This window comes from Candidatus Soleaferrea massiliensis AP7 (genome assembly GCF_000820765.1).
GTDB classification, from domain to species: Bacteria; Bacillota; Clostridia; order Oscillospirales; family Ruminococcaceae; genus Soleaferrea; species Soleaferrea massiliensis.
In genome coordinates this window covers 71,291-95,630 of the sequence record NZ_CCYH01000043.1, presented here as the reverse complement: position 1 = coordinate 95,630, position 24,340 = coordinate 71,291, and the positions used below count along the sequence as shown (strand labels likewise).

Here is a 24,340-nt window from a genome sequence, read left to right as displayed (position 1 = left end):
AAAAGATGTAAGATGGCTGGGGTCCGCATCAGACCCTCATGCCGTCGATATACACGTGTACGGCGCTGACCGGAATGTCCAGCGTTTCTTTGACATTGTAGCGGATCTTCTCTTTGACGCTCTTGACCACCTCGACGATGTTGACGCCGTAGGGCACCTCGATATGCAGATCCACAACGAGCCCCGCCTTTGTATACTGCGCTGTGACAAGGCTCATCTGTTTCTTTTTGGACGGTTTCTGGTTTTCAGGCTGGTCGGGTTCTCCGACCCGGTTGACGCCGAAGCATTCGCTGACCGACATCCTGATCAGATTGGTCACAAAGGCTTCCGACACTTCAATGACGCCCAGATAATTCTCTATCACAATCATTCGCTTACCCTCCTGTTGATGGACCCGGCCGCACCGCGCTGTCCGGGGTACCCGGATCACCGCAAAACGATACGCAGCGTCCGGGAATGTCCCGCGCTGCCTTTCCCCGCGTCCGTCTGCCGTTTTCGGTCCAATATCGCTTTTCATATAAGTATATTATACAATCAAAATGAGAAAACACCAGAGGTTTTACAAAAAATTCATACCTCTTTGACCGCTCGGGAACGGTCTCGTCCATTTCACCGGCAATTCTGTACAGTTTACGGCCGTAAAACGGATTCTATGCCAAAAAAAGCGACAGCATTTTAAAAAAACGCAGCCGCTTATAAACTCTTTGGCATATGAATGCCGCTATTGCAAATCCGCCCGAGTGACGCGGCCTTTATCTGGGTTCCACAATCAGCTTGATGGCCGTCCTCTCATCGCCGTCGATGACGACGTTCGCAAAAGCCGGGACACAGATCAGATCGATGCCCGCGGGCGCCAGATACCCCCTGGCAATCGCCACCGCTTTGACCGCCTGATTTGATGCGCCCGCTCCGACCGCTTGTACTTCCACAGCGCCTTTTTCCCTGATTACGCCTGCTATTGCACCTGCAACAGAATTGGGGAGAGATCTTGCTGATACTTTTAAAATTTCCATTTCTGAAGCCTCCTCATGATTGATGTCTTTTTCAAATTTGCAGAGTCACATTCCTTGTCAAAGCTCTTTGAGCAGTTCGCTTTCCTGCACTCCTGTTCAGTGGTTCCCGGTGGATTTGTAATACTTTTTTAAATTTAAGTTAATAATACACCAAATCACTGACAATTTCAAGTGTTTGGATATAACTTCTTATATCTTTTTGCTTTTTTGTATAAGATTCACACTTTTCACCCCATTTCACGCCTAATATCAAGAAATTCATAACTTATTATGGAATCATGCCGCAAAGACGCAGAAAATACCGAAATAAACAAAAAGAAAACAATTCTTTTTCATTCTATGAATCCATCGGCAGGGCTGCTATGCCGCTCCGCCTGTAATTCCTTCACCCAGTTGATTTTATCCGCCGCGGCCATCGCCTGCAAGCATACAGGGCGGAAAGTTGCGAAAAAAACTTGACAATCCGCGCCCGCTCACGCATAATAAGAATATGTATGCTTTTTACTATTATAATGGGAAGGAAATTGGCCTATGAAAAAGGAACTGGACAAGCTTTACGACCCCAAGCAGGTCGAAGATCGCATATACGCATCCTGGCTGGAGGGCGGCTATTTCCACGCCGAACCGGATGAAACCAAGGACCCGTACACCATTGTCATCCCGCCGCCAAACATCACCGGACAGCTGCATATGGGACATGCGCTGGACAACACGCTGCAGGATATCCTGATCCGCTTCAAGCGCATGCAGGGCTGCTGCACGCTTTGGATGCCGGGCACCGACCACGCGTCCATCGCAACCGAGGCGAAGATCGTACAGGCGATGAAGGAGGAGGGCCTCACCAAGGAGGACCTCGGCCGCGAGAAATTCCTCGAACGCGCCTGGGAGTGGAAACGCCAGTACGGCGGCAGGATCATCGAGCAGCTCAAAAAGCTCGGTTCCTCCTGCGACTGGGAGCGCGAGCGCTTCACGCTGGATGAAGGCTGCTCCGAAGCCGTTAAAGAGGTGTTTGTCCGCCTGTATGAAAAGGGGCTCATCTACAAGGGCGAACGCATCATCAACTGGTGTCCGACCTGCCTGACCTCGATTTCGGACGCCGAGGTCGAATACGATGAGAAGGACGGCCATTTCTGGCACCTGAGGTACCCGCTGACCGATGGAAGCGGCTATCTGGAGCTGGCGACCACCCGCCCGGAAACGATGCTCGGCGACACCGCCGTCGCGGTCAACCCGAACGATGAACGCTATCAGAAATACATCGGCAAGACCGTCACGCTGCCGCTCGTCGGCACCGAAATCCCGGTTGTGGCGGACGAATACGTCGATATGGAGTTCGGAACCGGCGTCGTCAAGATCACGCCGGCGCACGACCCGAACGATTTCGAGGTCGGCCTGCGCCACAATCTCCCGGTCATCAACGTCATGAACGACGACGCGACCATCAACGAAAAGGGCGGCAAATATGCGGGCATGTCCCGGTATGAAGCCAGAAAAGCCATCGTCCGGGACCTCGATGAGCAGGGCTTTCTTGTGAAAATCGAAGACCACAAGCACAACGTCGGCGAATGCTACCGCTGCAAGGCCACGGTCGAGCCGCGCGTTTCGAAGCAGTGGTTCGTCAAAATGCAGCCGATGGCCAAGCCCGCGATTGAAGCCGTCCGCAAGGGTGAAACCAAATTCATCCCGGAACGGTTCGATAAAATCTACTATCACTGGATGGAGAACATCAAGGACTGGTGCATCTCCCGCCAGCTCTGGTGGGGCCACCGCATTCCGGCCTGGTACTGTCAGGACTGCGGCGAGATGATCGTCTCGAAGGAGGATGTCCGCACCTGCCCGAAATGCGGCAGCAAGAATCTCCAGCAGGATCCGGACACGCTGGACACCTGGTTCTCCTCGGCGCTCTGGCCGTTCTCTACGCTCGGCTGGCCGCATGACACCGAAGAGCTCAAATATTTCTACCCGACCAACACGCTGGTCACCGGCTACGACATCATCTTCTTCTGGGTTTCCCGCATGATCTTCTCGGGCATCGAGCAGATGGGCGAGGTCCCGTTCGATACGGTGCTGATCCATGGTCTGGTGCGCGACGCGCAGGGCCGCAAGATGAGCAAATCGCTCGGCAACGGCATCGACCCGCTGGAGGTCATCGACGAATACGGCGCGGACGCGCTGCGCTTCATGCTGGCAAACGGCAACAGCCCGGGCAACGACCTGCGCTTCTCCGAAGACAAGGTCCGCGCAAGCCGCAACTTCGCCAACAAAATCTGGAACGCCAGCCGCTTTATTCTGATGAACCTGGACGAGGACTTTGACAAGCTCACGCTTCCCGAAACGCTGGCCGTTGAGGACAAGTGGGTGCTCAGCAAGTACAACACGCTGGTCAAAGAGGTCACCGAAAACATCGAGCATTTCGAGCTGGGCATCGCCGTGCAGAAGCTGTATGATTTCATCTGGGACATCCTGTGCGACTGGTATATCGAGCTGAGCAAGCCGCGGCTGATTGCCGGCGGCGAGACGGCCGACAACGCGCGGCAGATTCTCACGTATGTCATGAGCAACACCTTAAAGCTGCTGCATCCGTTCATGCCGTTCATCACCGAGGAAATCTGGCAGGCGCTGCCGCATGACGGAGAAAGCATTTGCATTTCAAAATGGCCGGAATACCGGGAAGAACTGAACTTCAAAGAGGAAGAACAGGACTTCCAGAAGATCATGGATATGATCAAGGCCATCCGCAACACCCGCGCCGAAATGAACGTCCCGCCCAGCAAGAAGGCGTCGCTGTTCATCGAAACGCCGTATGCCGATATCTTCCGCAGCGCGTCGGTGTTCTTCGAACGTCTCGCATCGGCTTCGGGCGTCGAGGTTTTGAACAAATTCGAGATGCCGGGCGCGGTTCAGGTCATCACCGACTCCGCGCGCACCTTCATCCCGATGGATGAACTCATCGACAAAGAGAAGGAGCTTGCAAGGCTGAATAAAGAGAAAAAGAACTGTGAAAAGGATATCTCCATCCTCTCCGGCAAGCTGAACAATGCTGGCTTTGTCGCCAAAGCCCCCGCTCAGGTCGTTGAACAGGAGCGCCAGAAGCTGCAGAAGGCAGAGGAGAAGCTCGCCAAGATTCTCGACAGCATCGCAGCGCTTTAATGAGAGAATCTCAACCTTTTATAAAGCTCATAACCCGCCGGAAACCCGGCGGGTTTATCCTATCCTTATCTTCCAAGTGATACTTGGCATGGCGGCAGTTGTGCCGCTGTGGCAAACAGTTCTACTGTGTTCGCCAAGTAACGTTTGGCTGTGTGACAGTTGTTCCGCTGCGGCACAGCGGCTGTGCTTAGTTTGCCAAGACACCTTGGCAGTGTGGTGGTTACTTCTTTGCGCGGCCAAAGAAGTAACCAAGAAAGGCCGTTCAAGGGGGGCCATGCACAGAGGCACTTAGGGCCAGATGGTCCCCCTTGAAAATCCCCCTCAGATATCCCTTCTTCTGCTTCGGCCGCCTGCGGGCGGCGTCAGGTTTTGGACTGAGTGGTTGGGCAGGGCTAGCAGCGGAAGCTTCTGTGGTTAAAGGCTGTATTCATAGTACCCCGAAACAAAAAGCTGGGAGATAACTTGATTTCCATATTGGGAAGCAAGTTCGTTTGAATGAGCATGATTCAGATTCCATGCAGATTTATCCTGAAAAGAACAATGCCCGCTATGACGTGGTGGGGACAATGAGGCTAGACGAGAGTTTCGCTTCGTTGGAAGATAAAGCTGACAGCGACAAAACGGAGAAACGGGGGAGCGCCGCGCGACATGGGGCCTCTGATCCGAGCCATTGCGGGTACTCTGCCGTCATCTGGAAGCAGGAACTGCCCAATTCCGGAAAAGCTGCGTGATTGGGGGATTTTTAAGGGGGCAGCAGACCCCTTGAATGGCCTTTTCTGGTTACTCTTTTGGCCACGCAAAAGAGTAACTGCCACTTGCCAGGGCTTACTTGGCAAAACAAAGGAAACCCATTGCACCTCCGTGCAGGATTGCCGCCACCCTGCCAAGGCATATCCGGCAAACACCACATCCATACAGATAACCGCCGCAAAGCCTTGCTGTTCCCGGCAGCACAGCCGCAAACAGCAAGGCGCCCGCCATCACACCCGCCAAACGGCGGAACCATCTTCATACAAAGAGGGATGCAACCATGATAGAATCCTATTCCGAAGCGCTCGACTACATCCATTCGCTGCTGCGGTTCGGCTCGGTGCTGGGCCTCACAAGGATTGCCAAGCTGCTGGACCTGCTCGGCAATCCGCAGAAGCGGCTCAAATTCGTGCATGTCGCCGGGACCAACGGCAAAGGCTCGACCGTCGCCATGACCGCGAACATCCTGAAAACCGCCGGATACAAGACCGGCATGTACATCTCCCCCTATGTGCTGCAATTCCGCGAGCGCATGCAGATCAACGGGGAGATGATCCCCGAAGAGACGCTCGTCCAATTGACCGGCCGGGTCAAAAACGCCTGCGAGCTGCTGCTGGAACAGGATGAAATCGTCACGGAGTTCGAAGCGGTCACCGCCATCGGGATGCTGTGGTTCTGTGAGCAGAGCTGCGACATCGTCTGTCTGGAGGTGGGCTTGGGCGGCCGGTTCGACGCGACCAACGTCATCGATCCGCCGCTGCTGAGCGTCATCACCGCCATCAGCCTCGACCACACAGACATCCTCGGCAGCGATATCGAGAAGATTGCGTTCGAGAAATGCGGCATCATCAAGCCGGGAGCGGCCGTCGTATCCTATCCGATGCAGTCCCCCGCCGCGCTGGCTGTGATCATGGAAAGCTGCAGCAAAAACGGAAATCAGCTTAGCATGGGCAATTTAGGCGGCGTCGAAATCCTCAGCGACCGCCCGTTCGGAACCGAAATCCGGTACGATTCGCTGCAGCTGCGCATCTCGCTGGCCGGCCGGCATCAGATCGCCAACGCCGTCACGGTCATCGAAATCATCAAACAGCTCCGCCGGCTCGGCTTTACGGTGTCTGACGAGGATATCCGGCAGGGTATCTCCACCACCTTCTTCCCGGCGCGCATGGAGATTTTGCACCGCGACCCGCTGTTCGTGCTGGACGCCGCGCACAATCTCGCCGGGGCCGCCGCGCTGGCCGATATGCTCGAAGCGTTCAAGGACCGCGGCGTCACACTGATCATCGGGATGCTGCGCGACAAGGATGTCCGCGGCGTGCTGTCCAAAATCGCACCGTACGCCAAACGCATCCTGACCGTCACGCCGGACAATCCGCGCGCGCTGCCCGCAGCTGAAATGGCCGAAGCGGCCGGGGAATTCTGCAAAAGCGTCCGTTCCTTTGCGAATTATCGGGACGCGGTGGACGCGGCCGCCGAACAGGCCGGGGATGTGTCCGCCACCGTCATCTGCGGATCGCTGTACATGGCGGGCGATATGCGTAAGACCGTTCAGACGGCATTCGCCGCAAACCGATAAAAATTCTGTGAAACCGCGCGCGCGTTTCGCGCTCATTCGCAGGCCATATGAGATATTCTTAAACTGTACGAAGTTTAAGAATATTTTTTTGCCCTTTTTCTTTCAAAACGCACCGCTTTGCGGCAGGTTAAGGGCAGATTTTTCGCATTTGACCGCGTTTTTCTAAAGCGACGGATGGGACAGGCTCCCAGTTAAAAGGAAGGTGTAACAATGTCTGTCAGATTAAAGATTGACGACAAAGAAGTGACCGCATATCTGATCGGGGACATCGATCATCACACCGCCAGGGATATGCGGGAAGAGATTGACAATTGTCTGGAACGCAACCGCCCAAGGCTTTTAAACCTGGATTTCCGGGATGTCAGCTTCATGGACAGCTCCGGCATCGGGCTGGTCATGGGACGATACCGGCTGATGCAGGAGCTGGACGGAGAGGTGCGCATCTACAATGTGTCCTCCCATATCAAACGCGTCATGCGCCTGGCGGGACTTGACCGGCTGGCCCAGATCAATGGAGGAAAAAGAGATGAATGTGTTAAATGAGATGAAACTGAGCTTTCCCAGCAAATCCAGCAATGAAAGCTTTGCGCGCGTCGCCGTCTCGGCGTTTATCGCGGCGCTGGACCCCACCATCGATGAGCTGGCGGACATCAAAACCGCCGTTTCCGAAGCCGTGACCAACAGCATTGTACATGCTTATAAGGATACGATCGGCACGATTTACATACATGCAAGGATTCTCGACGACCGCAAAATCACGATTAAAATCCGGGATACCGGATGCGGCATCGGCAACATCAAGCAGGCCATGGAACCGATGTACACCACCTGTACGACCGGAGAACGCGCCGGGCTGGGCTTTGCCGTGATGCAGAGCTTTATGGACAAGGTCCGGGTGCGCTCCCGCCCGTTCAAGGGCACCAGCGTCACGATGGAAAAGACGCTGACCTCGAAGGAAGAGTCCTAGCATGGATGGAAATCTTTCCGGAAGGGGGGCGCGGGGCTGTGACGGCGCTTAAGGGTATCTTAGACGGCGTCCCGCCGCTGCTGACATGATCTATACATTTGAAGGAAAGAGCCGTGATGAGATCATCGGCCAAAATATCGGCCTGGTACATTCCTGCGCGCATCGTTTCAAGGGGCGCGGCATCGAATACGACGATCTGTTCCAGGCCGGATGCATGGGGCTGATCAAGGCCTACGACGCGTTTGACCGGGAACGCGGCGTCAAATTCTCCACCTATGCCGTGCCGGTCATCCTCGGCGAGATGCGCAGGCTGTTCCGGGACGGCGGAAGCGTCAAGGTCAGCCGCACGTTAAAGGAGCTTTCTTTGAAAGCGACGCGGGAGCGAGAACGCTTTTCGAACCAGAACGGCCGGGAACCGACCATCAACGAGCTGGCCGAGCTGCTCGACGTGGAGGTAGACATGGTGGTTGAGGCGCTCGGCGCCTGCATGCCGCCGGTATCGCTGACCGAAAGCGACGACGAGGGCGGGGGGCAGTTCGACATTCCGGTGTCGTCGCCGGAGGAATATTTATCCGAGGTCATATCGTTAAAGGAGGTCATTGCTCATCTGAACGCGGAAGACCGCAAGCTGATTACGCTGCGGTATTTCGGCAACAAGACCCAAACCCAAACCGCGGAGGTACTTGGGATGACACAGGTACAGGTATCGCGGCGGGAGAAAAAAATCCTACAAGGCTTACGAAGTATATTGAGTGGGTGATACATTCACCCGCTCAACAAGCTCACAATAAAGTTTTATTCACTGTGGAGAAATTCCTCTATGATATGACTGCCTTTCCACGTTTCCCACTCGTTGTGCAGTTGTCTTACACGCTGTGTGCATTCCTCCATCGTCAGAGAACTGTCGTCAATCACCGCCATTATCCGATCGTGATAGCGGTCCGCCTGCTTCATGTACTCTTTATAGGAGATTCGTATATTTCCTTCCTTAGAAGAGAAACTGTACTGCATGTTATACCACCTCTTTATTTATGGTGCCATATGGTACCGTTTCTGCGTTCATTATAACACCATTTGGTACCATAATCAAGAGGTGATATTTATGTATTTTCCACGTATAGGCGAACTCCGTATAGATAACGATAAAACGCAACAAGAGATTGCCGACTACCTGCATTGCAACCGGCAGGTATACGCACGGTATGAACGAGGTATTCGAGAAATACCTGTTTCTATGTTAATTAAATTGGCCTTGCTTTACCAAGTCAGTATTGATTACCTTGTGGGACTTTCTGAAAAAAAACAATATAGTTCTTAAAACAGCACATATCAAGAAGCCCGCATTCACAGCTGTGGATGCGGGCTTCTTTTATGTTTATTTAAAAGCGGAGCGGTTTTACTCCGTCTGCCTGGTCCCGCGGCAGGGCGGCTTTTGTACCGCTGGGGCGCGGCGGCTAAGCTTTGTTTGCCAAGTACCACTTAGCAAGTGGTGGTTACTTCTTTGCGCGGCCAAAGAAGTAACCAAGAAAGACCGTTCAAGGGGGGCCATGCAGTGTGCCACTCCAAGCCAGATGGCCCCCCTTGAAAATCCCCCTATGTTCTAACTGCTTCTGTTATGGCCGCCTGCGGGCGGCGTCCAGATGGCAGGGTGGCTGAATGGCTAGCAGCGGACGCTTACGTTCCCTACGACGATCTTTTCCGGTACCCCAATTCCCGAAGCTGCTGCGCAAATGATTCTTCCGCGAAAGAATACCGCAGGCGATTGTGCCGTCTACGGTGCTGACTGCCACATGGCCTATGCACAGCACCCAAATACGGCTCACTTGTAAACTGTTATATAGGTAAAAAAATTCTTAATGGCTACCACCCATTCACGTATCCGCTCAGGTATTGGGGTACCATGAGAACATCTTGTAACCGGGGAAGCGTCCGCTGCTAGGTGCGCCCAACCACCCTGCCAAAAACAAAACGCCGCCCGCAGGCGGCCGAAATGGGAAGCGGGATATCAGAGGGGATTTTCAAGGGGACCATCTGGCTAGGAGCGGCACACTGCATGGCCCCCTTGAACGGCCTTTTCTGGTTACTCTTTTGGCCGTGCAAAAGAGTAACCACCACCGTGCCAAGCAGTTCTTGGCAAACAAAAAAAGAACGCTGTGACACAGCGGCACAAAATCTCAGCAAAGAAAAAATCAAGTTAAACAAATAAAAAAGCCCTTCCCCAAAGCAAGGGAAGGGCAAAAATGAAATACTGACGAGACAACAGGCATAACCATACATGATTTCATTACAACATTACTGTTTACACTGCGGAAGTAAATTCAAAACATCCACCTTCTTCAAATCGAATAGCGGGAGAATTGCTGACATCCTGTTTGAATTTCGATATGTTTTCATCAGTAAGATTGTTTAAAGATACCATGATACAATTTTGATCGTCCTTGATATAAGCGGATGTTATCAAGAGGGACTGTCCATCATCGATGACATGTTCCGGCATATGGGCCTGGATATCATCCATCAATGACTGCAGATATCCATAGGAATAGGCTGCAAGCCGGATTTGCAGATCATCATTTCCAGTGATTTTCTTGAGGGTTTCCTTCTCTGCCAGTCCTTCTTCGGTGACCAGCACAACCAACTGATTATTTTCATCAATGTATGCACCGGCATAATAGGGAGGATAACTGATCGATCTGTCTGGAAGCTGCTGATAAATCTGGTTGTACTGCCGGTTTGCCTCCTCTTGCGAAGCACTTTTTTGTGACAACGCTTCCGGTTCATTGGCGGAAACCAACAGAAGCCCTGTCAACAACGTTAATAAAGTCAAGACCACGACGATACGCTTTTTCATTCCAATTCCTCCTTGATACGAAGGTTTTTTCAACATTATAGATATAAAGCGTTGAAATATATGCTGTAAATACAGTATAGCACAGAGAATTTCTGTGTTCAACCATAAATGGAGAAATTTGATGATGATTCCTCATAATCAAACAAATAAAAAAAGCCCTTCCCCAAAGCGGGGAAGGGCAAAATAACAAATTTCAAAGTAATGCTGAAAATTAATAAGAATATGCATTCAAAGAATTTACTATATTATTGGCTTTTACTGAAATAGAACGGCCATCAACAGTAGCTCCCATATGTGTACCGACTATATATGGGGAAGAATCATTCGAATACACAATACAACCACTGTCTCCACCTGCTCTGGGATAGGTGGATTGTATTAAATCAGTAAATGTGCTGCCTTGATAACTACATCTAAAACTAGAACTTGTAACTTGTCCACTACCAACGCCATTGACACAGCCAGATTTGTTAATTGTAGTTCCTACGGAAACAGTTCGGTAACCACCAGCTACTAGTGTTTTGTTTGTACGAGCTATTGAATTGGTTATATTATAATCGCTGTTTGTAATTTTTACAAATGCAGCATCAGTATTACCACCAAATTTTACAGCGGTAATCTGACCAATCTTAATCATACCGTCATAAACAGGATCCCCAACCGCGTTACCATGTCCACAAGTCACAAATCCATATTCGTAGGAGCCGCCGACAGAACGTCTTGCGCGATACCCAATACTATAATCAGCATGAACACGATCTTTAATACAAGCACCTGCGCCTAAAGATTTATCTAAAATAATTTCACCACTTTGATTTTCAAATCGAATAGCTCCAGAATCACTTATCTCGCTTTTGAACAAGTCAATTTTAGTTGTATCAAGGTCTTTTATAGTAGCAATAATACAATTTTTGTCGTCGTACACGCCCCAAGTACCAAGAGAATTTTTTATGATACTATTTGCGGTATCGCTGTTCATGTAATCAGTAATTTTATCGGCTAATGACTGTAGATATTCATAAGAGTACTCAGCTTTTCGAACCTGTAAATCCTGATTTCCAGCCATGTTTTTCAACTGTTTTTGAGTCTCTTCTGAATCATCCGTTGTGAGAACCACCAACTCGCCGTTTTCATCCAAGTATCCACCTGCATAATCGGATGGATAAGAAGCGGACCTTCCCATAGAATTTTCTTGATAGATGCGATTGTATTCATTATTGGACTGCTCCTGAATAGCCACCATCTCTTCTTCAGAAATTGGTTCACTAGAGATTGTTCCATTCGCGGATACAAATGAAATACTGGAAAGAACGACCGCTGCAAGGGTAACGAAACTGATCATACGCTTTTTCATTCTAACTCCTCCTTTTTTGCACATATATCTGTCATTTTCATTCAGCAGTTTTAGCATAGGATGCTATTTTTATAGTATATGAAAATCACTACTGTGCTTACAGTATATCACAAAATATTTGTGCATACAACCAAATATGGAAAAAATCGGTCGCAATATTCTACAAAATACATGTGTTTACGCAGAATAAAAAAAGCCCTTCCCCAAAGCGGGGAAGGGCAAAATTCTGCTTATATAGAAACCCGTATGAAACTTCGCTTAGAACCGTTCACGCACCACATAGGATGTGTGCAGGATTTCGTGAGCCTTGTGGCTTCCCGGCTTCTCGAGGAATTCCTCATAGACTTCCTTGAGCACCGGATTGTCGTGGGATTTTCTGAGCGGCATGTTCTCATCCGCATTGTACAGCGCGGACGCGCGCAGGCTCTTGAGATCCACGAAGTTGCGGACAACTGCCGGCTGTACCGGCTGGCCGCCGCCGTTGACGCATCCGCCCGGGCACGCCATGATCTCGATGAAATGATAGCTTGCTTCGCCGTTCTTGACCTGGGTCAGAAGTTTCTTCGCATTTGCAAGACCGGAAGCAACGGCCACGTTGACGTCCATACCGTTCACATTGTAGGTGGCGGTCTTGATGCCGTCGGTTCCGCGGACTTCCTGGAACTCCAGCTTGCCAAGCTCTTCGCCGGTCAGCGTCTCGACTGCGGTTCTCAGCGCCGCTTCCATAACGCCGCCGGTTGCGCCGAAGATGACGCCCGCGCCGGTCGATGTGCCGAGCGGTGCGTCGAACTGCTCATCCGGCAGATCCTTAAAGATGATGCCTGCACGGTCGATCATGCGGGCAAGCTCCCTTGTGGTCAGTGAAACGTCGATGTCCGGATAGCCGGAAGCCGACTGGTCCTCACGCTGCGCCTCGAACTTCTTCGCGGTGCACGGCATGATGCCGACGACAAAGATATCCTTCGGGTCGATGCCGTTCTTCTGCGCGTACCAGGTTTTGGCCAGTGCGCCGAACATCTGCTGCGGGGATTTGCAGGTGGACAGGTTCGGGATGAAGTCCGGGAAATAGTGTTCGCAGTATTTGACCCAGCCCGGGGAACAGGAGGTGATCATCGGCAGCACGCCGCCGTTCTGGACGCGTTCGATGAACTCGTTGGCTTCCTCGAGGATGGTCAGGTCGGCCGCGATGTCGGTGTCAAAGACGCCGTCAAAGCCGAGCCTTCTGAGCGCCGCGACCATCTTGCCTTCGACGTTGGTGCCGACCGGATAGTCGAACGCCTCGCCGAGTGTGGCGCGGATGGACGGAGCGGTGTGTACGATGACATGCTTGGATGGGTCGCTGAGCGCTTCCCATACCTTGTCGGTGTCGTCCTTCTCAGCAATGGCTCCGGTCGGGCAGACCACGATGCACTGTCCGCAGGATACGCAGGCGACACTGTCAAGATCCATGTCGAACGCACATCCGACATGGGTGTTGAAGCCCCTTTCATTCGGGCCGATGACGCCGATGCCCTGCCATTTTGCACAGGCGGCGACACAGCGGCGGCACAGGATGCATTTGTTGTCGTCGCGGAACATGTGGATGGCGCTGTCGTCGATATCGTAATGCGGATTCTCGCCATCGAAACGGCTGGCGTCATCCACTTTGAAATCCTTACAGAGCTTCTGCAGCTCGCAGTTTCCGCTGCGCACGCAGGAAAGACATTTGCGGTCGTGGGTCGAAAGAATCAGCTCGAGCGTCATCTTTCTGGATTCCAGGACCTTCGGGGAATGGGTGAAGATCTCCATACCCTCGTTGACCGGGTAGACACAGGCAGCCACCAGGCTCCTTGCGCCCTTGACCTCTACGACGCAGATACGGCAGGCGCCGATTGCGTTGACCTCTTTGAGGAAGCAGAGGGTCGGGATTTCGATACCGCCGAGACGTGCAGCTTCCAGAATGGTACAGTTCTTCGGCACGGATAGCGGCATACCGTTTATTTTAATATTTACATTTTCCATTCGTTGGTACACTCCTTACTTCTTGCTGATTGCGCCAAAGCGGCATTTATCCATACATGCTCCGCACTTGATACACTTGGAAAGGTCGATGGTGTGCGGATGCTTCACGGTACCCTCAATTGCGTGCACCGGACAGACTCTCGAGCAGAGGGTACATCCCGTACATTTTTCCTTGTCGATCTGGTAGTTGAGCAGCGCTTTGCAGACGCCGGACGGGCAGGTCCTGTCCTTGATATGGGCTTCGTACTCATCACGGAAATACCGGAGGGTCGAGAGTACCGGGTTCGGTGCGGTTTGTCCAAGTCCGCACAGCGAGTTTTCCTTGATGTAATGACAGAGTTCTTCGATCTTGTCGAGGTCCTCCATCTCCGCCTTGCCGTCGGTGATCTTGGTCAGCAATTCGAGCAGACGGCGGGTGCCGACGCGGCACGGCGTACATTTTCCGCAGGATTCGTCGACCGTGAATTCCAGGAAGAACTTCGCGATGTCGACCATACAGTTGTCCTCGTCCATGACGATCATACCGCCGGAGCCCATCATCGAGCCGATGGCGATCAGGTTGTCATAGTCGATCGGGATATCGAAATGCTCAGCCGGGATACATCCGCCGGACGGTCCGCCGGTCTGAGCCGCTTTAAATTTCTTGCCGTTCGGGATGCCGCCGCCGATTTCATCGATGATCTCCCGGAGCGTGGTGCCCATCGGGACCTCGACAAGTCCGGTGTTGTGGATCTTGCCGCCGAGCGCGAAGACCTTGGTGCCCTTGGATTTTTCGGTACCCATCGAAGCGAACCAGTCGGCGCCCTTCAGGATGATCTGCGGGATGTTGGCATAGGTTTCAACGTTGTTGAGGACGGTCGGCTTGCCGAAGAGTCCCTTGACTGCCGGGAACGGCGGACGCGGTCTCGGCTCGCCGCGGTGGCCTTCGATCGAGGTCATCAGCGCGGTTTCCTCGCCGCAGACGAACGCGCCTGCGCCAAGGCGGAGACCCAGGTCGAACTCAAAGCCGGTGCCGAAGATGTCCTTGCCCAGAAGGCCGTATTCCTTCGCCTGGTCGATGGCGATCTGCAGACGCTGGACCGCGATCGGATACTCCGCGCGGACATAGACGTAGCCCTGGGTTGCGCCGATTGCGTAGCCCGCGATCGCCATGGCTTCAATCAGGGCGTGCGGGTCGCCTTCGAGAACCGAACGGTCCATGAACGCGCCCGGGTCGCCTTCGTCGGCGTTACAGGCGACATACTTCTGGTCCGCGTCGTTCGCGGCCGCGAAGCTCCATTTGAGTCCGGTCGGGAAGCCCGCGCCGCCGCGGCCCCTGAGCCCGGAATCCTTGATGATCTGGATGACCTGTTCCGGGGTGTATTCGGTCAGGCATTTGCCAAGCGCCGCATAGCCGTCGAACGCGATGTATTCATCGATGTTCTCCGGGTTGATGACGCCGCAGTTGCGCAGCGCGACACGTTTCTGTTTTTTATAGAAGTCGGTTTCGTTCAGGGATTTGACGTGATCCTGTTCTTCGCTGACCGTTTCAGAGTAGAGCAGTCTCTTGACGATGCGTCCTTTGAGCAGATGCTCCTGAACGATTTCCGGGATATCCTCTTTTTTGACCATGCTGTAGAAACAGCCCTCCGGATAGACGATCATGATCGGGCCCAATGCGCAGAGTCCGAAACATCCGGTTTTGATTACTTTAACTTCTTCACTTAAGCCTGCCAGTTCAATTTCTTTTTCCAGGGATTTGATGATCTGTTCTGAACCGGAAGAAGTGCAGCCTGTACCACCACAGACAAGTACGTGAGAACGATACATATGCGTAGTTCCTCCTTATTTATTTAATAATCTGAATTTTTCCAATGATCGGGAGCTCTTTTGTGTGGCCCTGTGCCGCATTGATTATTCCCATGATGACCAGCACCAGCCAGAAGATCCAGATCAGACCGTTAAGGACACTGAAAATGACGCCGAGCGGCCACAGAAGGCCCCAGAACGCGCCGGAAACAATCGACAGAATCACCGAGCCTGCGACCTCAAAGATGAAGAGCACCAGCCCCTGGTTGGCGTGGAACCGCGCATAGGGGGAATCCTTCGCAGCCAGCAGCGGGACCAGAAACAGAATGCCAATGTATGCAAGGATGGCCATGACCTTATTCTGGCTGACGTCGTCCTGCATCGGCGGCTGATACGGGTTCTGGTACTGGTTCTGATTTTGATACTGGTTTTGTCCCTGATTCTGATAAGGGCCCTTCTGCTGTTCCTGGAAGCTGCTCTGCTGGGTACCGCAGTTCGGGCAGAACTGAGCGCCCTCTTTGAGCTGTACGCCGCATTTTTCACAAAAAGCCATAGTATCCTCCTTATTTTACCGATCCAATGGTGTACTCCGACACGACATTGCCGTTGACCAGATGGTCGGTGACGATCTTTGCCACTTTTTCCGGGGTCATCTTGACATAGGTAACCTTCTCCTTGCCCTGTTCGAAGATCTCGACAACCGGCTCGTACTGGCAGATGCCGATGCATCCGGTCTGGGAGACGGTGACATTCTGAAGGTTCCTCTTTTCGACCTCATCGGTGAAGGCGGTCAAAACCGGGCGCGCGCCGGCAGCGATGCCGCAGGTCGCCATGCCGACAACAACGCGGATGTTGTCGCCGCTCTCTTCACGGATGCCGACTTTATTCTGCATTTTTTCTTTAATAGCCTGTAATTCAGCCAAACTTTTCATGGAATATGTACCCCCATATCTATAGTTTTCTTTACGCTTCGCCTTTGTTCTGCAGAAGCTCCGCTGTGTTTTCTATCAGAAAGCCGCGCAGAAACGAGATCACTTCGGGTTCGTTGAGCTGAACGCCTCCCAGCACTTCGCGGAACTGCCGTGTGTCCATGACAAACGATTCCCCGTCGTAGGAACGCGTATATACGAAGTCGATCTGCGGATTGCAGGACACCAGGGTGACGATCGTCTCATTGATGTCGCCAAGCGGCATGCAGTCAATGTGGTCCGTCCGGTAGACGGCCTTCACGGTGGTGCCGGCGCCGACCGTTGAGTCAATCGAGAAGCTTCCGCCGGTCATCTCAGCGCCCATCTTGAAGAACGGCACGCCGAGCCCGACCTTGCGGGTCGTCCTGGTGGTGTAGAACGGATCCACGACGCTTTTGACCTGTTCCCCGGTCATGCCGCAGCCGTTGTCCGTGATGTGCACGGTCATTTCGTGCGCCGATGTCTCCATAACGCCGATTTCGATCAGCGTGGCCTTGGCGGACACGCTGTTCTGCGCGACGTCCAGGACATTCAGCGATATTTCCTGCATCATAATCGGTTCTTAGCCGGCGTATTTTTCGAGGATGTGGTCGACATCGTCCACGGTCAGGCGGCCGTAAACGTCCTCGTTGACGGTCAGAACCGGAGCCAGTCCGCATGCGCCGATGCAGCGGCATGCTTCCAGCGAGAACTTGCCGTCCGACGTACATTCGCCGTTCTGGATGCCGAGCTTCTTGCTGAGCTCCTCGAAGATGTCGCCGGAACCCTTGACATAACAGGCGGTTCCAAGGCAGACGGAAATCTTATACTGGCCCTTCGGATTCAGAGAGAACTGCGAATAGAAGGTGACGACGCCGTAAATCTCCTCAAGCGGGATACCGGTTTCCAAAGAGATTTTTTTCTGGACCTCGAGCGGAAGATATCCGTAAATATCCTGCGCCTGCTGAAGGATCGGCATCAGCGCGCCTTTTTCATCCTTCAAATTTTCAATGACCTTCATGAGCTGTTCTTCCTGCTCTTTTGTTCCGTTAAACGGAACGCTTGTCTTCACATTAGCCATTTTAAACATTGACCTCCCTTAAACATTTTTTCATAAAAAACCGAAAAAAGGCCGGATTTTATGAAGCGCGGGTTTCCCCCGTTTTTGTTAGGACATAAGCAAAACCAAATGTCATACGCTGAAATTCTTTCGGAAAGGATGAAAAAACGCGCACGGAGACAAAACCTTTGTGCACCCCGTTTGCGCAATGAAAAACGGAAGCAGTCCCCCCTCTGGGACAGATCCCGTAAAATCCTTCAGCTGTTAAATTTCGAAGTTGCGTACTATGAATAAAATTATATCAAAAAGAATTTTCATTGTCTATAAGTTTAAACAATTAATTCTTCTTTTTTTGCACCAAACCGCCAAAATCTCCCGCGATTCCCCAACTTTATGAGAAAAGAAAGGGGAGCGCTGTCAAAGGCGGCGCGGTATTGTGAAAATCGGGCAGACACGCCTGTCTGCCCGAAGCTATGTAGTCCCGGGAGAACCATCTCCGGGGAGCGGGATCAATAGTAATAGTCGTAGCTGCCTACAATATTGGCGAATGAGAATACACCAACAAACACCAGAATAAAGTACAGGATAACGACCGCGGCACCGACAATGGTTGCGACCAGATTCCATTTTTTTGCGCTGTCATAAGCCATTCTCGCTTCTTCATAGCTCATGGCACTGTTGATTTTGGCCGACATGACAATGGCGACGATACCGAACGGCAGGCAGCAGAACAGGGTGTTCAGAATTGCCCAAACCAGCATGCCTGTCATGCTGACCGGCGGCTGTGCTGGCTGCTGCTGGTTGTACGCGTTGTACTGCGCATTCGGATTGTATTGATTGTTATACTGTGGCGGGGGTGGCGGTGGCGGGGTCTGCTGCTTGCTGAGATCAGGTCCGTTCTGGAACTGCGCGTTGTCCATCATCTGGCTGCCGCAGTTGGGGCAGAAGGTACTGCCGTCCTCGACCTGAGATCCACATTTGTTACAGATTGCCATTTTTTCTCCTCCTTCAAAATCTAACCTTTAGATAAATCTATTAAAAATACCAAAGCGGTAATTTTAAGCAAAGAGCGATCCCGGCGCCAGCAGGCTGAACGGGAAAACGGGGATGTTGCGCAGGATCGTAAATACCAGAATGATGAGGACCGCGATGGAATACTGCCTGACCGTCACCCGAAAGAGCGGGAGCAGATCCCTGCCGGTCACAATTTTCAGATAAATCTTTAAAAAATAATATGCCAAAAAAGGCGTTGCCAGTACAAAAAGCGCGTTAAAACCGAGCGCCCGCAGAAGGTCCAGATGCAGGATGCTGTATGCCGCGCGTCCCGCGCCGCAGCCGGGGCAGTAAAGCCCGGTCAGCTCGTGAAAGACGCAGGGGAACGGGCTGCGGTATAAATACAGGTAGACGGCTCCCGCCGCAAACAGGAGCGGCAGCGAGACGCCAATCAGGATACGGAACCACATCCGACCGCTCAGAGGCGTTTTTTGGGGGATTTCTCCGTTCCCGGCAGAACCCGCACCATGCGTGCCGGCAGTCTGCTGGCGGGAAACAGATGGTTCTTGACGATTGGACAATCCAACACCCTCCGCGTTCAAATTATAGTCATAAATTTTAAGTGTATTTTACCATACTTTGCGACATTTTTCAACTGGAAATTTTGAAATCTTTCTAAAACTCCCTGATTTCAGCATTTTATCTTGATGGTGCACTGCCTGTACAGCACAGGCGGACGGCATAGTCCGGAACATCTTTCGTGACCTTCATCGGCCCGTTTTCATAGAAAGATATGGTGTGGGACTGTCAAATATGCGCACATATGGGGAATGCGGGCAAGACAGCCGCGGGGGACAGAGGGGCCTTGATTGCGGACTTGCAGATCCTGTACAGGCGCGTTCCTGATGTGCGTTGATTCTGACGCTGGCATGGCGCGGAACCAAAACCATCGGTTGAACTGGCAGCATGCACCGGTTCGGGAAGGGCATTATACCGGTTCGTCTCTCAAGAGGCACTGAAAAACCGCCATTTGCATCGCACGCGCTGCAGCTGCTGAAGCAGTCGTATCCCACAGCTTTTCATTCTGAGCAAAATTGTTGTTGTCATTGTTTCATTCCAGCTGAAAGCGGCAGCTTCTTATTCTCACCGGCATAGCCGATGGTTTGTTTTCACTGATGCTGCAAATAAGGAAGCGGAGACTCGAGAGAATCTCCGCTTCCTTATTTGATTTATGTCAATGCCAGGATGTCCTGTCATATAAGATGGGATGCGTCCCACGGGGAAACATCGTTCAGGCGCCCAGGATGGCCAGCTTGACCTTCAGCAGGTCCAAAACGTTGACCTTTCCGTTGCCGTCATAGTCGGCTGCCGTCTTGTATACGCCGTCCAATGGAGCTTTGCCCAGGATATCGGCTTTGATCGACAGCAGGTCGCCGACGCCGAGGACTCCGTCGGAGGTGACGTCGCCCAGCACGCACAGAACGGCTTCATCCACGACCGCGCCGCCCACAAGCAGCTGCAGCGTGCAGCCGGTGCCTGCAAACGCATCGTCCGCGAGCTTCTCGCCGGAAGCGTTCAGCACGGCAAACTCCGCGTTCGGCACGGCTTTGAGCATGCCGGAAAGTTCGGAAACGGTCGTCTCGGCGGAAAGCCCGTACAGGATGCCGTCTTCAAGGTTCAGCGCTTCGTCGTCCGGTTCGATGACCGGCTGTACATAGTCGTCGGCAAACCGAATCCAGTTCAGGTCGCAGATGGATTTGGTGGTCGTTTCGTTGACAAATTTGATATAGACGTCATGGACGCCGGTGACCGCTTCGCAGGCAGCCTTCGCGGTGTTCCAGACCGTCCACGCGCCGGTGGAGGTGATGGGAACGGTGGCAATCTTCTGTCCGTCCAGCGAATCGAGATAGATCTCAGCGGTTCCGCCCTGCAGGCCCGCCGTGTAGCGCATCTCGATGCCGTTTGCGGTCTTTGCGTCGAAGTCGATGTTTGCAAACCGCGCCCAGTCGCCGTTCTCGATGTGGTTGAGCGCGCCGGTGCCGTCGTCGCTGTTCTTGCTGATGAGGTCGATGCCGCTGCGTTCTTTGGCCGTTTCGGCTTCAATCTTGGTAAACGCGTCGGGGTCCCGCACGACGAACTGCAGCCAGTTCATATCGCAGATCGAGCCGGCGCCTTCGCCGACAAAGCTGAGATAGAGCTTGTGCACGCCGGTCACCTTTTCGCAGGCCGCCTTGACGGTCTTCCAGGTGTTCCAGCTGCCGGTCGGGTCGAGCGCAACATCCGCGATCTTCTGTCCGTCCGGAGTGTCGAGCCGCAGCTCCAGCGTACCGCCCTGCAGACCGGCCGCATAGCGCACCTGCACGCCGTCCAGCGTGCCCGCGCCGAAGTCGACATACTGGAACATCGCCCAGTCGCCGTTTTCGATGTGGTTGAGCGCGCCGGTGCTGTCGTCGCCGCTGTTTTTCTTGATGTCGATGCCCTCGCGGACGTCGGCCGTTTCGGCTTCAATCCTCTTGGATGCGTCGTGCACGACAATTTCCGGGGCAATAAACCGGAACCAGTTGAAGTCGCAGATCGAACTGGTGGTTTCTTCGTTGACAAACTTGATATAGATATCGTGAATGCCGGTGATATTCTGTAATTCGGAGGTGCTGGCCGTCTTCCAGGTATTCCAGTCGCCGGTGGGTTCAAGCTTCAGCTCCACTGCGCGCTGGTCGGCCATCGAGTCGACCCAGACTTCCAGGGTGCCGCCCTGCAGGCCGGCCGCATAACGCGCTTCGAAGCCGGTCAGTCCGCCTTCGCCAAAGTCCACGTCGCTGAATTTGGCCCAGTCGCCGTTCTCGATGTGGTTGAGCGCGTCGCCGCCGTCGCTGCATCCCTTTTTGATGTCGATGCCGTTTCGTTCGCTGGCGGACTCCGCTTCTATCCGTCCATAGGCGCTGACGGTGTTGAGGATGTAGTCGAAGCGCATCGAGTCGAGGTTGAAGTTGCCGGGGTTGACGCTGCCCTCGGATACGACCTTGATCTGGTTGACGCCGGTGGACAGCTTGACGTCCTCAATCGCGTATTCGAACCATTCCTTCCAGGAATCCTTGACAGGAATATTGATGTCCTTGACCTTCTGGCCGTTGACATACAAAGCGCCCTGACGCGGGGAATTGTCGTATTCAGGGTGTCCGGCGGTATTTTTCTTGCCGCTGCCGCAGCGCAGCACGAGGTCGTAGTTGCCGCCCTTCTTGATATCGACGTTGAACTGAGCGGTATCGCCGACCTGCTTGTAGCCCGCGACAAAGCCGCTTCCAGTGTAGCCGGCATGGTCGGTTGCAACGCGGACATGGTTGAAGTCGTTCGGGATCAGCTCCGCTTCTTCCATCTCAAACAGGTCGCCCGGGTTGATCTCAGTGACACGGATGTCCTCTTCGGCGCCGAGATCCGGCTCCACGATGCCGTCGGTGTCGATCGTGACAAGGATTTCCTTGCCGGTATCCGGGGTTTTGACATAGACAACGCTGTTTTCGGTATCTAAATAGCAGGCCTGCTCGGCTGCGTTGTAAGCGTCGAGGGTATCGACCGGTGCGACCAGGGTGCCGTTGACCGTTGCGCCGCGCAGCGTCTCGATGTGGTTGAATTTCAGGTTGTAGGAGCGTTCCACCGGCTGATAGACGTCCGGGTTCGGGCAGGCGCGTTCGTTGATTTTGAACGAGATGTCGCTGCCGTCCTGCATGCTCTCAAAGGTGGTGGTCGCGTATGCGTCCTGGGTGATATATTCACGGGTTTCGCCGTCGTCCTCAAACAGGGTGAACGAGGTGTGTCCCTTCGGGTAGATGTCCAGTGTCAACGGGTCGAGCGGCTTCTCATCCGCATAGTCGACATCCGGTCCCATCGGCACGATCGCGCCGGCCTTGACATAGACCGGGATCTCGTCGAGCTTTGCGCTCACCTGCATGGTGCGGCCCTCTTCGCCGCCTTCATAACGGCCGCCGGTGTAGTAGTTGTACCAGGTTGTGTTCGCCGGGAGCCAGACCTTGACCGAGGTGTCGGTCTCGGAAAGGGCGGGCGCGACTAAGAACCAGTCGCCGTAATAGTACTGGCGGTCGAGGTCCCATGCGTCCGGGTTGTTCTGGTTGTTGTCCTCCAGGAGCATCGGGCGCATCATCGGCACGCCCGCGCTGTAGCCCTGATAGGCCAGCGAATAGGTGTACGGATACAGGCTGTAGCGGATCTTCAAGTTCTGCCGCAGCGTGTCCTGCGCGGTCTGGTCGAAGGTCCAGGGTTCGCGGCCGTCGTGGCCGTGGGTGCGCATCATGCTGCTCCAGGCGCCGAATTCCGATACCCAGCGGGTATACAGGTTGTTGCTCGGACGCTTCATGAAGCCGCCGAGGTCGTTCGATACGCTCCAGTAGCCGACAAGTCCGGCATCTAAGGAGTAGCCGATCTGGTAGCCCATCTCGCTGACGGTGTTCTGGATGTCGCCGGACCACGCGGTTGCGAAGTGCTGGCCCGCGTAGCTGCCGCGCGTGATGAACATCGGCCTGGACTGGTCGGTATATGCCTGCCATGCCTCATAGACGTACTTGGCGGACAGGGTCGGCATGTAGTTGTAGTGGGTGTTTCCTTCAGCGATGTCGAATTCATCCGGCCAGAACCAGTCGCCGTAGCCCGGCTTGATGACGTTATCCATATGGGCGTTGACCCATTTCTCGCGGACCTCCGGAATCCAGAAGCGGCCGCCTTTGTTCGTGGGATCGCTTTCGTTCTCCTTGGCCTCCGGGGTTCCCTTGTTGTTGTGCAGTCCAACCTTGAAGCCCAGCTCGTCCGCCCGCTGGAACATCGATTCGAGATCCGGGAAGCGGGTGGTATCCCATCTGTGCGGGCTCCACTTGTCGCCGCGCCAGCCATAGTCGAACACGTAGCTGTCGCACGGATAGTCTTCATTCCGCAGGCGTTCGATCCATTCGATGAATTCATCCTGCGTGGCGTTGTCATTGCCGTATTTCGAAAGCATAAAGCCGTGCGCCCACTTGCCGTAAAGCTCCATGCGTCCGGTCAGCTCGGCATATTCGTTCAGGATGGTTTTGAAGTCGGGGCCGTAGATGAAGAAGTAATCGAGGTAGTCCCGCGTCTCAAAGCCGCCGCCGCGCTTGAAGAACTTGGTGTTCTGATCCAGTGTGTTCAGGAAGATGCCGTAGCCGACGGTGCTCATGTAGAACGGAGCGATCAGCTGGCCGTGGTCCATAGCAAAGTCGGTGATATCCTTGTCATACTTGTTGAGCTGTTCGGTGTGACCCTTTTCGCCGGTGCCGAAACCGAAGATTCCGCCGCCGCCCGGGCCTTCCACCTTTCTGACGCCGCGGACGCCGGTATCCCTGTTGTAGTACATGCCGGTGTCGTCGGTGTCCTTGCTGATGAGTGTCAGGTTATCCTTTTCATACATCTGCACACGCAGGGGGGATTTCTGTACGCGGATGACCATTTCATCGGTTGCGATTTTGATGTAGCCGCCTTCGTCGCTGACCGTTTTGCTGACAGCCGGCCATTCGTTTTTCTGTACCATGTAGTACAGCTCGTCCTCACCGCGGTAGCTGCCGTCCACCGAAAGCTGGATGCGTGCCATCCGGTCGGTGCAGAGCTCCACCTGGAGTTCTTCGTCACCGGACTGGAAGGTCATCAGGTTGCCGTCCTCGGTGTGGGATTCATAACTGCCGATTCCGGTGTCTGCCGCCAGTACGGTCGGTGCGGATGATATCGCCGGAATGACGGTCAGGCTCATGCAGAGGCTCAGGAATAAGCTGAGTATCTTTCGCCCTTTTGTTTTCAATTTTTATCCTCCTTTTTTGCCATGGCACGATATGGAAACCATTCCACATCGGATGTCTATCTTTCTTCATTA

Annotated in this window: 21 protein-coding genes; 7 read left to right on the top strand and 14 right to left on the bottom strand. The window is 53.5% G+C overall.

The window, feature by feature from the left end; all coding sequences use genetic code 11:
• Nucleotides 1-28 precede the first annotated feature (28 nt).
• Together BN348_RS11285 and BN348_RS11280 are read right to left on the bottom strand one after the other, a co-directional pair.
• Nucleotides 29-370 (bottom strand): Asp23/Gls24 family envelope stress response protein, encoded by a 342-nt coding sequence (locus tag BN348_RS11285; RefSeq protein ID WP_040198111.1) that lies wholly within the window; start codon nt 368-370, stop codon nt 29-31.
• A gap of 382 nt (nt 371-752) precedes the next feature.
• Nucleotides 753-1,013 (bottom strand): stage V sporulation protein S, encoded by a 261-nt coding sequence (locus BN348_RS11280; protein WP_040198110.1) that lies wholly within the window; start codon nt 1,011-1,013, stop codon nt 753-755.
• Nucleotides 1,014-1,544: 531 nt separating this feature from the next.
• On the opposite strand from BN348_RS11280, the gene BN348_RS11275 reads away from it, so the two are divergent.
• The 6 genes from BN348_RS11275 to BN348_RS11250 all read left to right on the top strand — a co-directional run bounded on the left by BN348_RS11275 (nt 1,545) and on the right by BN348_RS11250 (nt 8,216).
• A complete protein-coding gene (locus BN348_RS11275) occupies nt 1,545-4,163 on the top strand; it encodes a valine--tRNA ligase (RefSeq protein WP_040198109.1) in 2,619 nt (872 codons plus the stop codon).
• Between the two features lie 491 nt (nt 4,164-4,654).
• Nucleotides 4,655-4,894 (top strand): hypothetical protein, encoded by a 240-nt coding sequence (locus tag BN348_RS11270; RefSeq protein ID WP_040198108.1) that lies wholly within the window; start codon nt 4,655-4,657, stop codon nt 4,892-4,894.
• Nucleotides 4,895-5,193: 299 nt separating this feature from the next.
• A complete protein-coding gene (locus BN348_RS11265; protein WP_040198106.1) occupies nt 5,194-6,489 on the top strand; it encodes a bifunctional folylpolyglutamate synthase/dihydrofolate synthase in 1,296 nt (431 codons plus the stop codon).
• A 210-nt stretch (nt 6,490-6,699) separates the two neighbouring features.
• Nucleotides 6,700-7,032 carry an STAS domain-containing protein gene (locus tag BN348_RS11260; protein ID WP_040198105.1) on the top strand — a complete coding sequence of 111 codons (333 nt, stop codon included), beginning with the start codon at nt 6,700-6,702 and terminating at the stop codon, nt 7,030-7,032.
• Nucleotides 7,016-7,456 (top strand): anti-sigma F factor, encoded by a 441-nt coding sequence (gene spoIIAB / locus BN348_RS11255; protein WP_040198104.1) that lies wholly within the window; start codon nt 7,016-7,018, stop codon nt 7,454-7,456. Before BN348_RS11260 ends, spoIIAB begins: the two co-directional genes overlap by 17 nt.
• An 85-nt stretch (nt 7,457-7,541) precedes the next feature.
• On the top strand, nt 7,542-8,216 hold the full coding sequence (locus BN348_RS11250) for a sigma-70 family RNA polymerase sigma factor (protein WP_040198103.1): 675 nt from the start codon (nt 7,542-7,544) through the stop codon (nt 8,214-8,216).
• 35 nt (nt 8,217-8,251) lie between these two features.
• Here BN348_RS11250 and BN348_RS14095 read toward each other — a convergent pair whose 3' ends face one another.
• Nucleotides 8,252-8,467 (bottom strand): hypothetical protein, encoded by a 216-nt coding sequence (locus BN348_RS14095; protein ID WP_040198102.1) that lies wholly within the window; start codon nt 8,465-8,467, stop codon nt 8,252-8,254.
• On the opposite strand from BN348_RS14095, the gene BN348_RS11240 reads away from it, so the two are divergent.
• Nucleotides 8,466-8,774, top strand: a complete 309-nt coding sequence (locus BN348_RS11240; RefSeq protein WP_320408682.1) for a helix-turn-helix domain-containing protein — start codon at nt 8,466-8,468, stop codon at nt 8,772-8,774. The two genes, BN348_RS14095 and BN348_RS11240, sit on opposite strands and share 2 nt — an antisense overlap.
• 981 nt (nt 8,775-9,755) lie before the next feature.
• Here BN348_RS11240 and BN348_RS11230 read toward each other — a convergent pair.
• From BN348_RS11230 to BN348_RS11175, 11 genes are all read right to left on the bottom strand, one after another.
• Entirely contained in the window at nt 9,756-10,307 is a 552-nt protein-coding gene (locus BN348_RS11230; RefSeq protein WP_040198099.1) for a hypothetical protein, read from the bottom strand.
• Nucleotides 10,308-10,518: 211 nt separating this feature from the next.
• Nucleotides 10,519-11,661, bottom strand: coding sequence for a chymotrypsin family serine protease (locus BN348_RS11225; protein ID WP_040198098.1), 1,143 nt, complete (start codon nt 11,659-11,661; stop codon nt 10,519-10,521).
• Between the two features lie 258 nt (nt 11,662-11,919).
• Nucleotides 11,920-13,662, bottom strand: a complete 1,743-nt coding sequence (locus BN348_RS11220) for an NADH-dependent [FeFe] hydrogenase, group A6 (protein WP_040198097.1) — start codon at nt 13,660-13,662, stop codon at nt 11,920-11,922.
• 15 nt (nt 13,663-13,677) lie between these two features.
• A complete protein-coding gene (nuoF, locus tag BN348_RS11215) occupies nt 13,678-15,471 on the bottom strand; it encodes an NADH-quinone oxidoreductase subunit NuoF (protein WP_040198096.1) in 1,794 nt (597 codons plus the stop codon).
• 19 nt (nt 15,472-15,490) lie between these two features.
• On the bottom strand, nt 15,491-16,003 hold the full coding sequence (locus BN348_RS11210; RefSeq protein ID WP_040198095.1) for a magnetosome magnetite crystal formation protein family: 513 nt from the start codon (nt 16,001-16,003) through the stop codon (nt 15,491-15,493).
• 10 nt (nt 16,004-16,013) lie between these two features.
• On the bottom strand, nt 16,014-16,382 hold the full coding sequence (locus BN348_RS11205) for a (2Fe-2S) ferredoxin domain-containing protein (RefSeq protein WP_040198094.1): 369 nt from the start codon (nt 16,380-16,382) through the stop codon (nt 16,014-16,016).
• A gap of 31 nt (nt 16,383-16,413) precedes the next feature.
• Complete coding sequence (locus BN348_RS11200; RefSeq protein ID WP_040198093.1) at nt 16,414-16,971, bottom strand: ATP-binding protein; 558 nt, start codon at nt 16,969-16,971, stop codon at nt 16,414-16,416.
• A gap of 9 nt (nt 16,972-16,980) precedes the next feature.
• Nucleotides 16,981-17,478, bottom strand: a complete 498-nt coding sequence (locus BN348_RS11195) for an NADH-quinone oxidoreductase subunit NuoE family protein (protein WP_040198092.1) — start codon at nt 17,476-17,478, stop codon at nt 16,981-16,983.
• 488 nt (nt 17,479-17,966) lie between these two features.
• Nucleotides 17,967-18,452, bottom strand: a complete 486-nt coding sequence (locus BN348_RS13335; protein WP_052446899.1) for a CD225/dispanin family protein — start codon at nt 18,450-18,452, stop codon at nt 17,967-17,969.
• 63 nt (nt 18,453-18,515) lie between these two features.
• Nucleotides 18,516-19,031 carry a DUF2752 domain-containing protein gene (locus BN348_RS11180; RefSeq protein ID WP_156136506.1) on the bottom strand — a complete coding sequence of 172 codons (516 nt, stop codon included), beginning with the start codon at nt 19,029-19,031 and terminating at the stop codon, nt 18,516-18,518.
• Between the two features lie 710 nt (nt 19,032-19,741).
• Nucleotides 19,742-24,268 (bottom strand): carbohydrate-binding protein, encoded by a 4,527-nt coding sequence (locus BN348_RS11175; protein WP_156136505.1) that lies wholly within the window; start codon nt 24,266-24,268, stop codon nt 19,742-19,744.
• Nucleotides 24,269-24,340 lie beyond the last annotated feature (72 nt).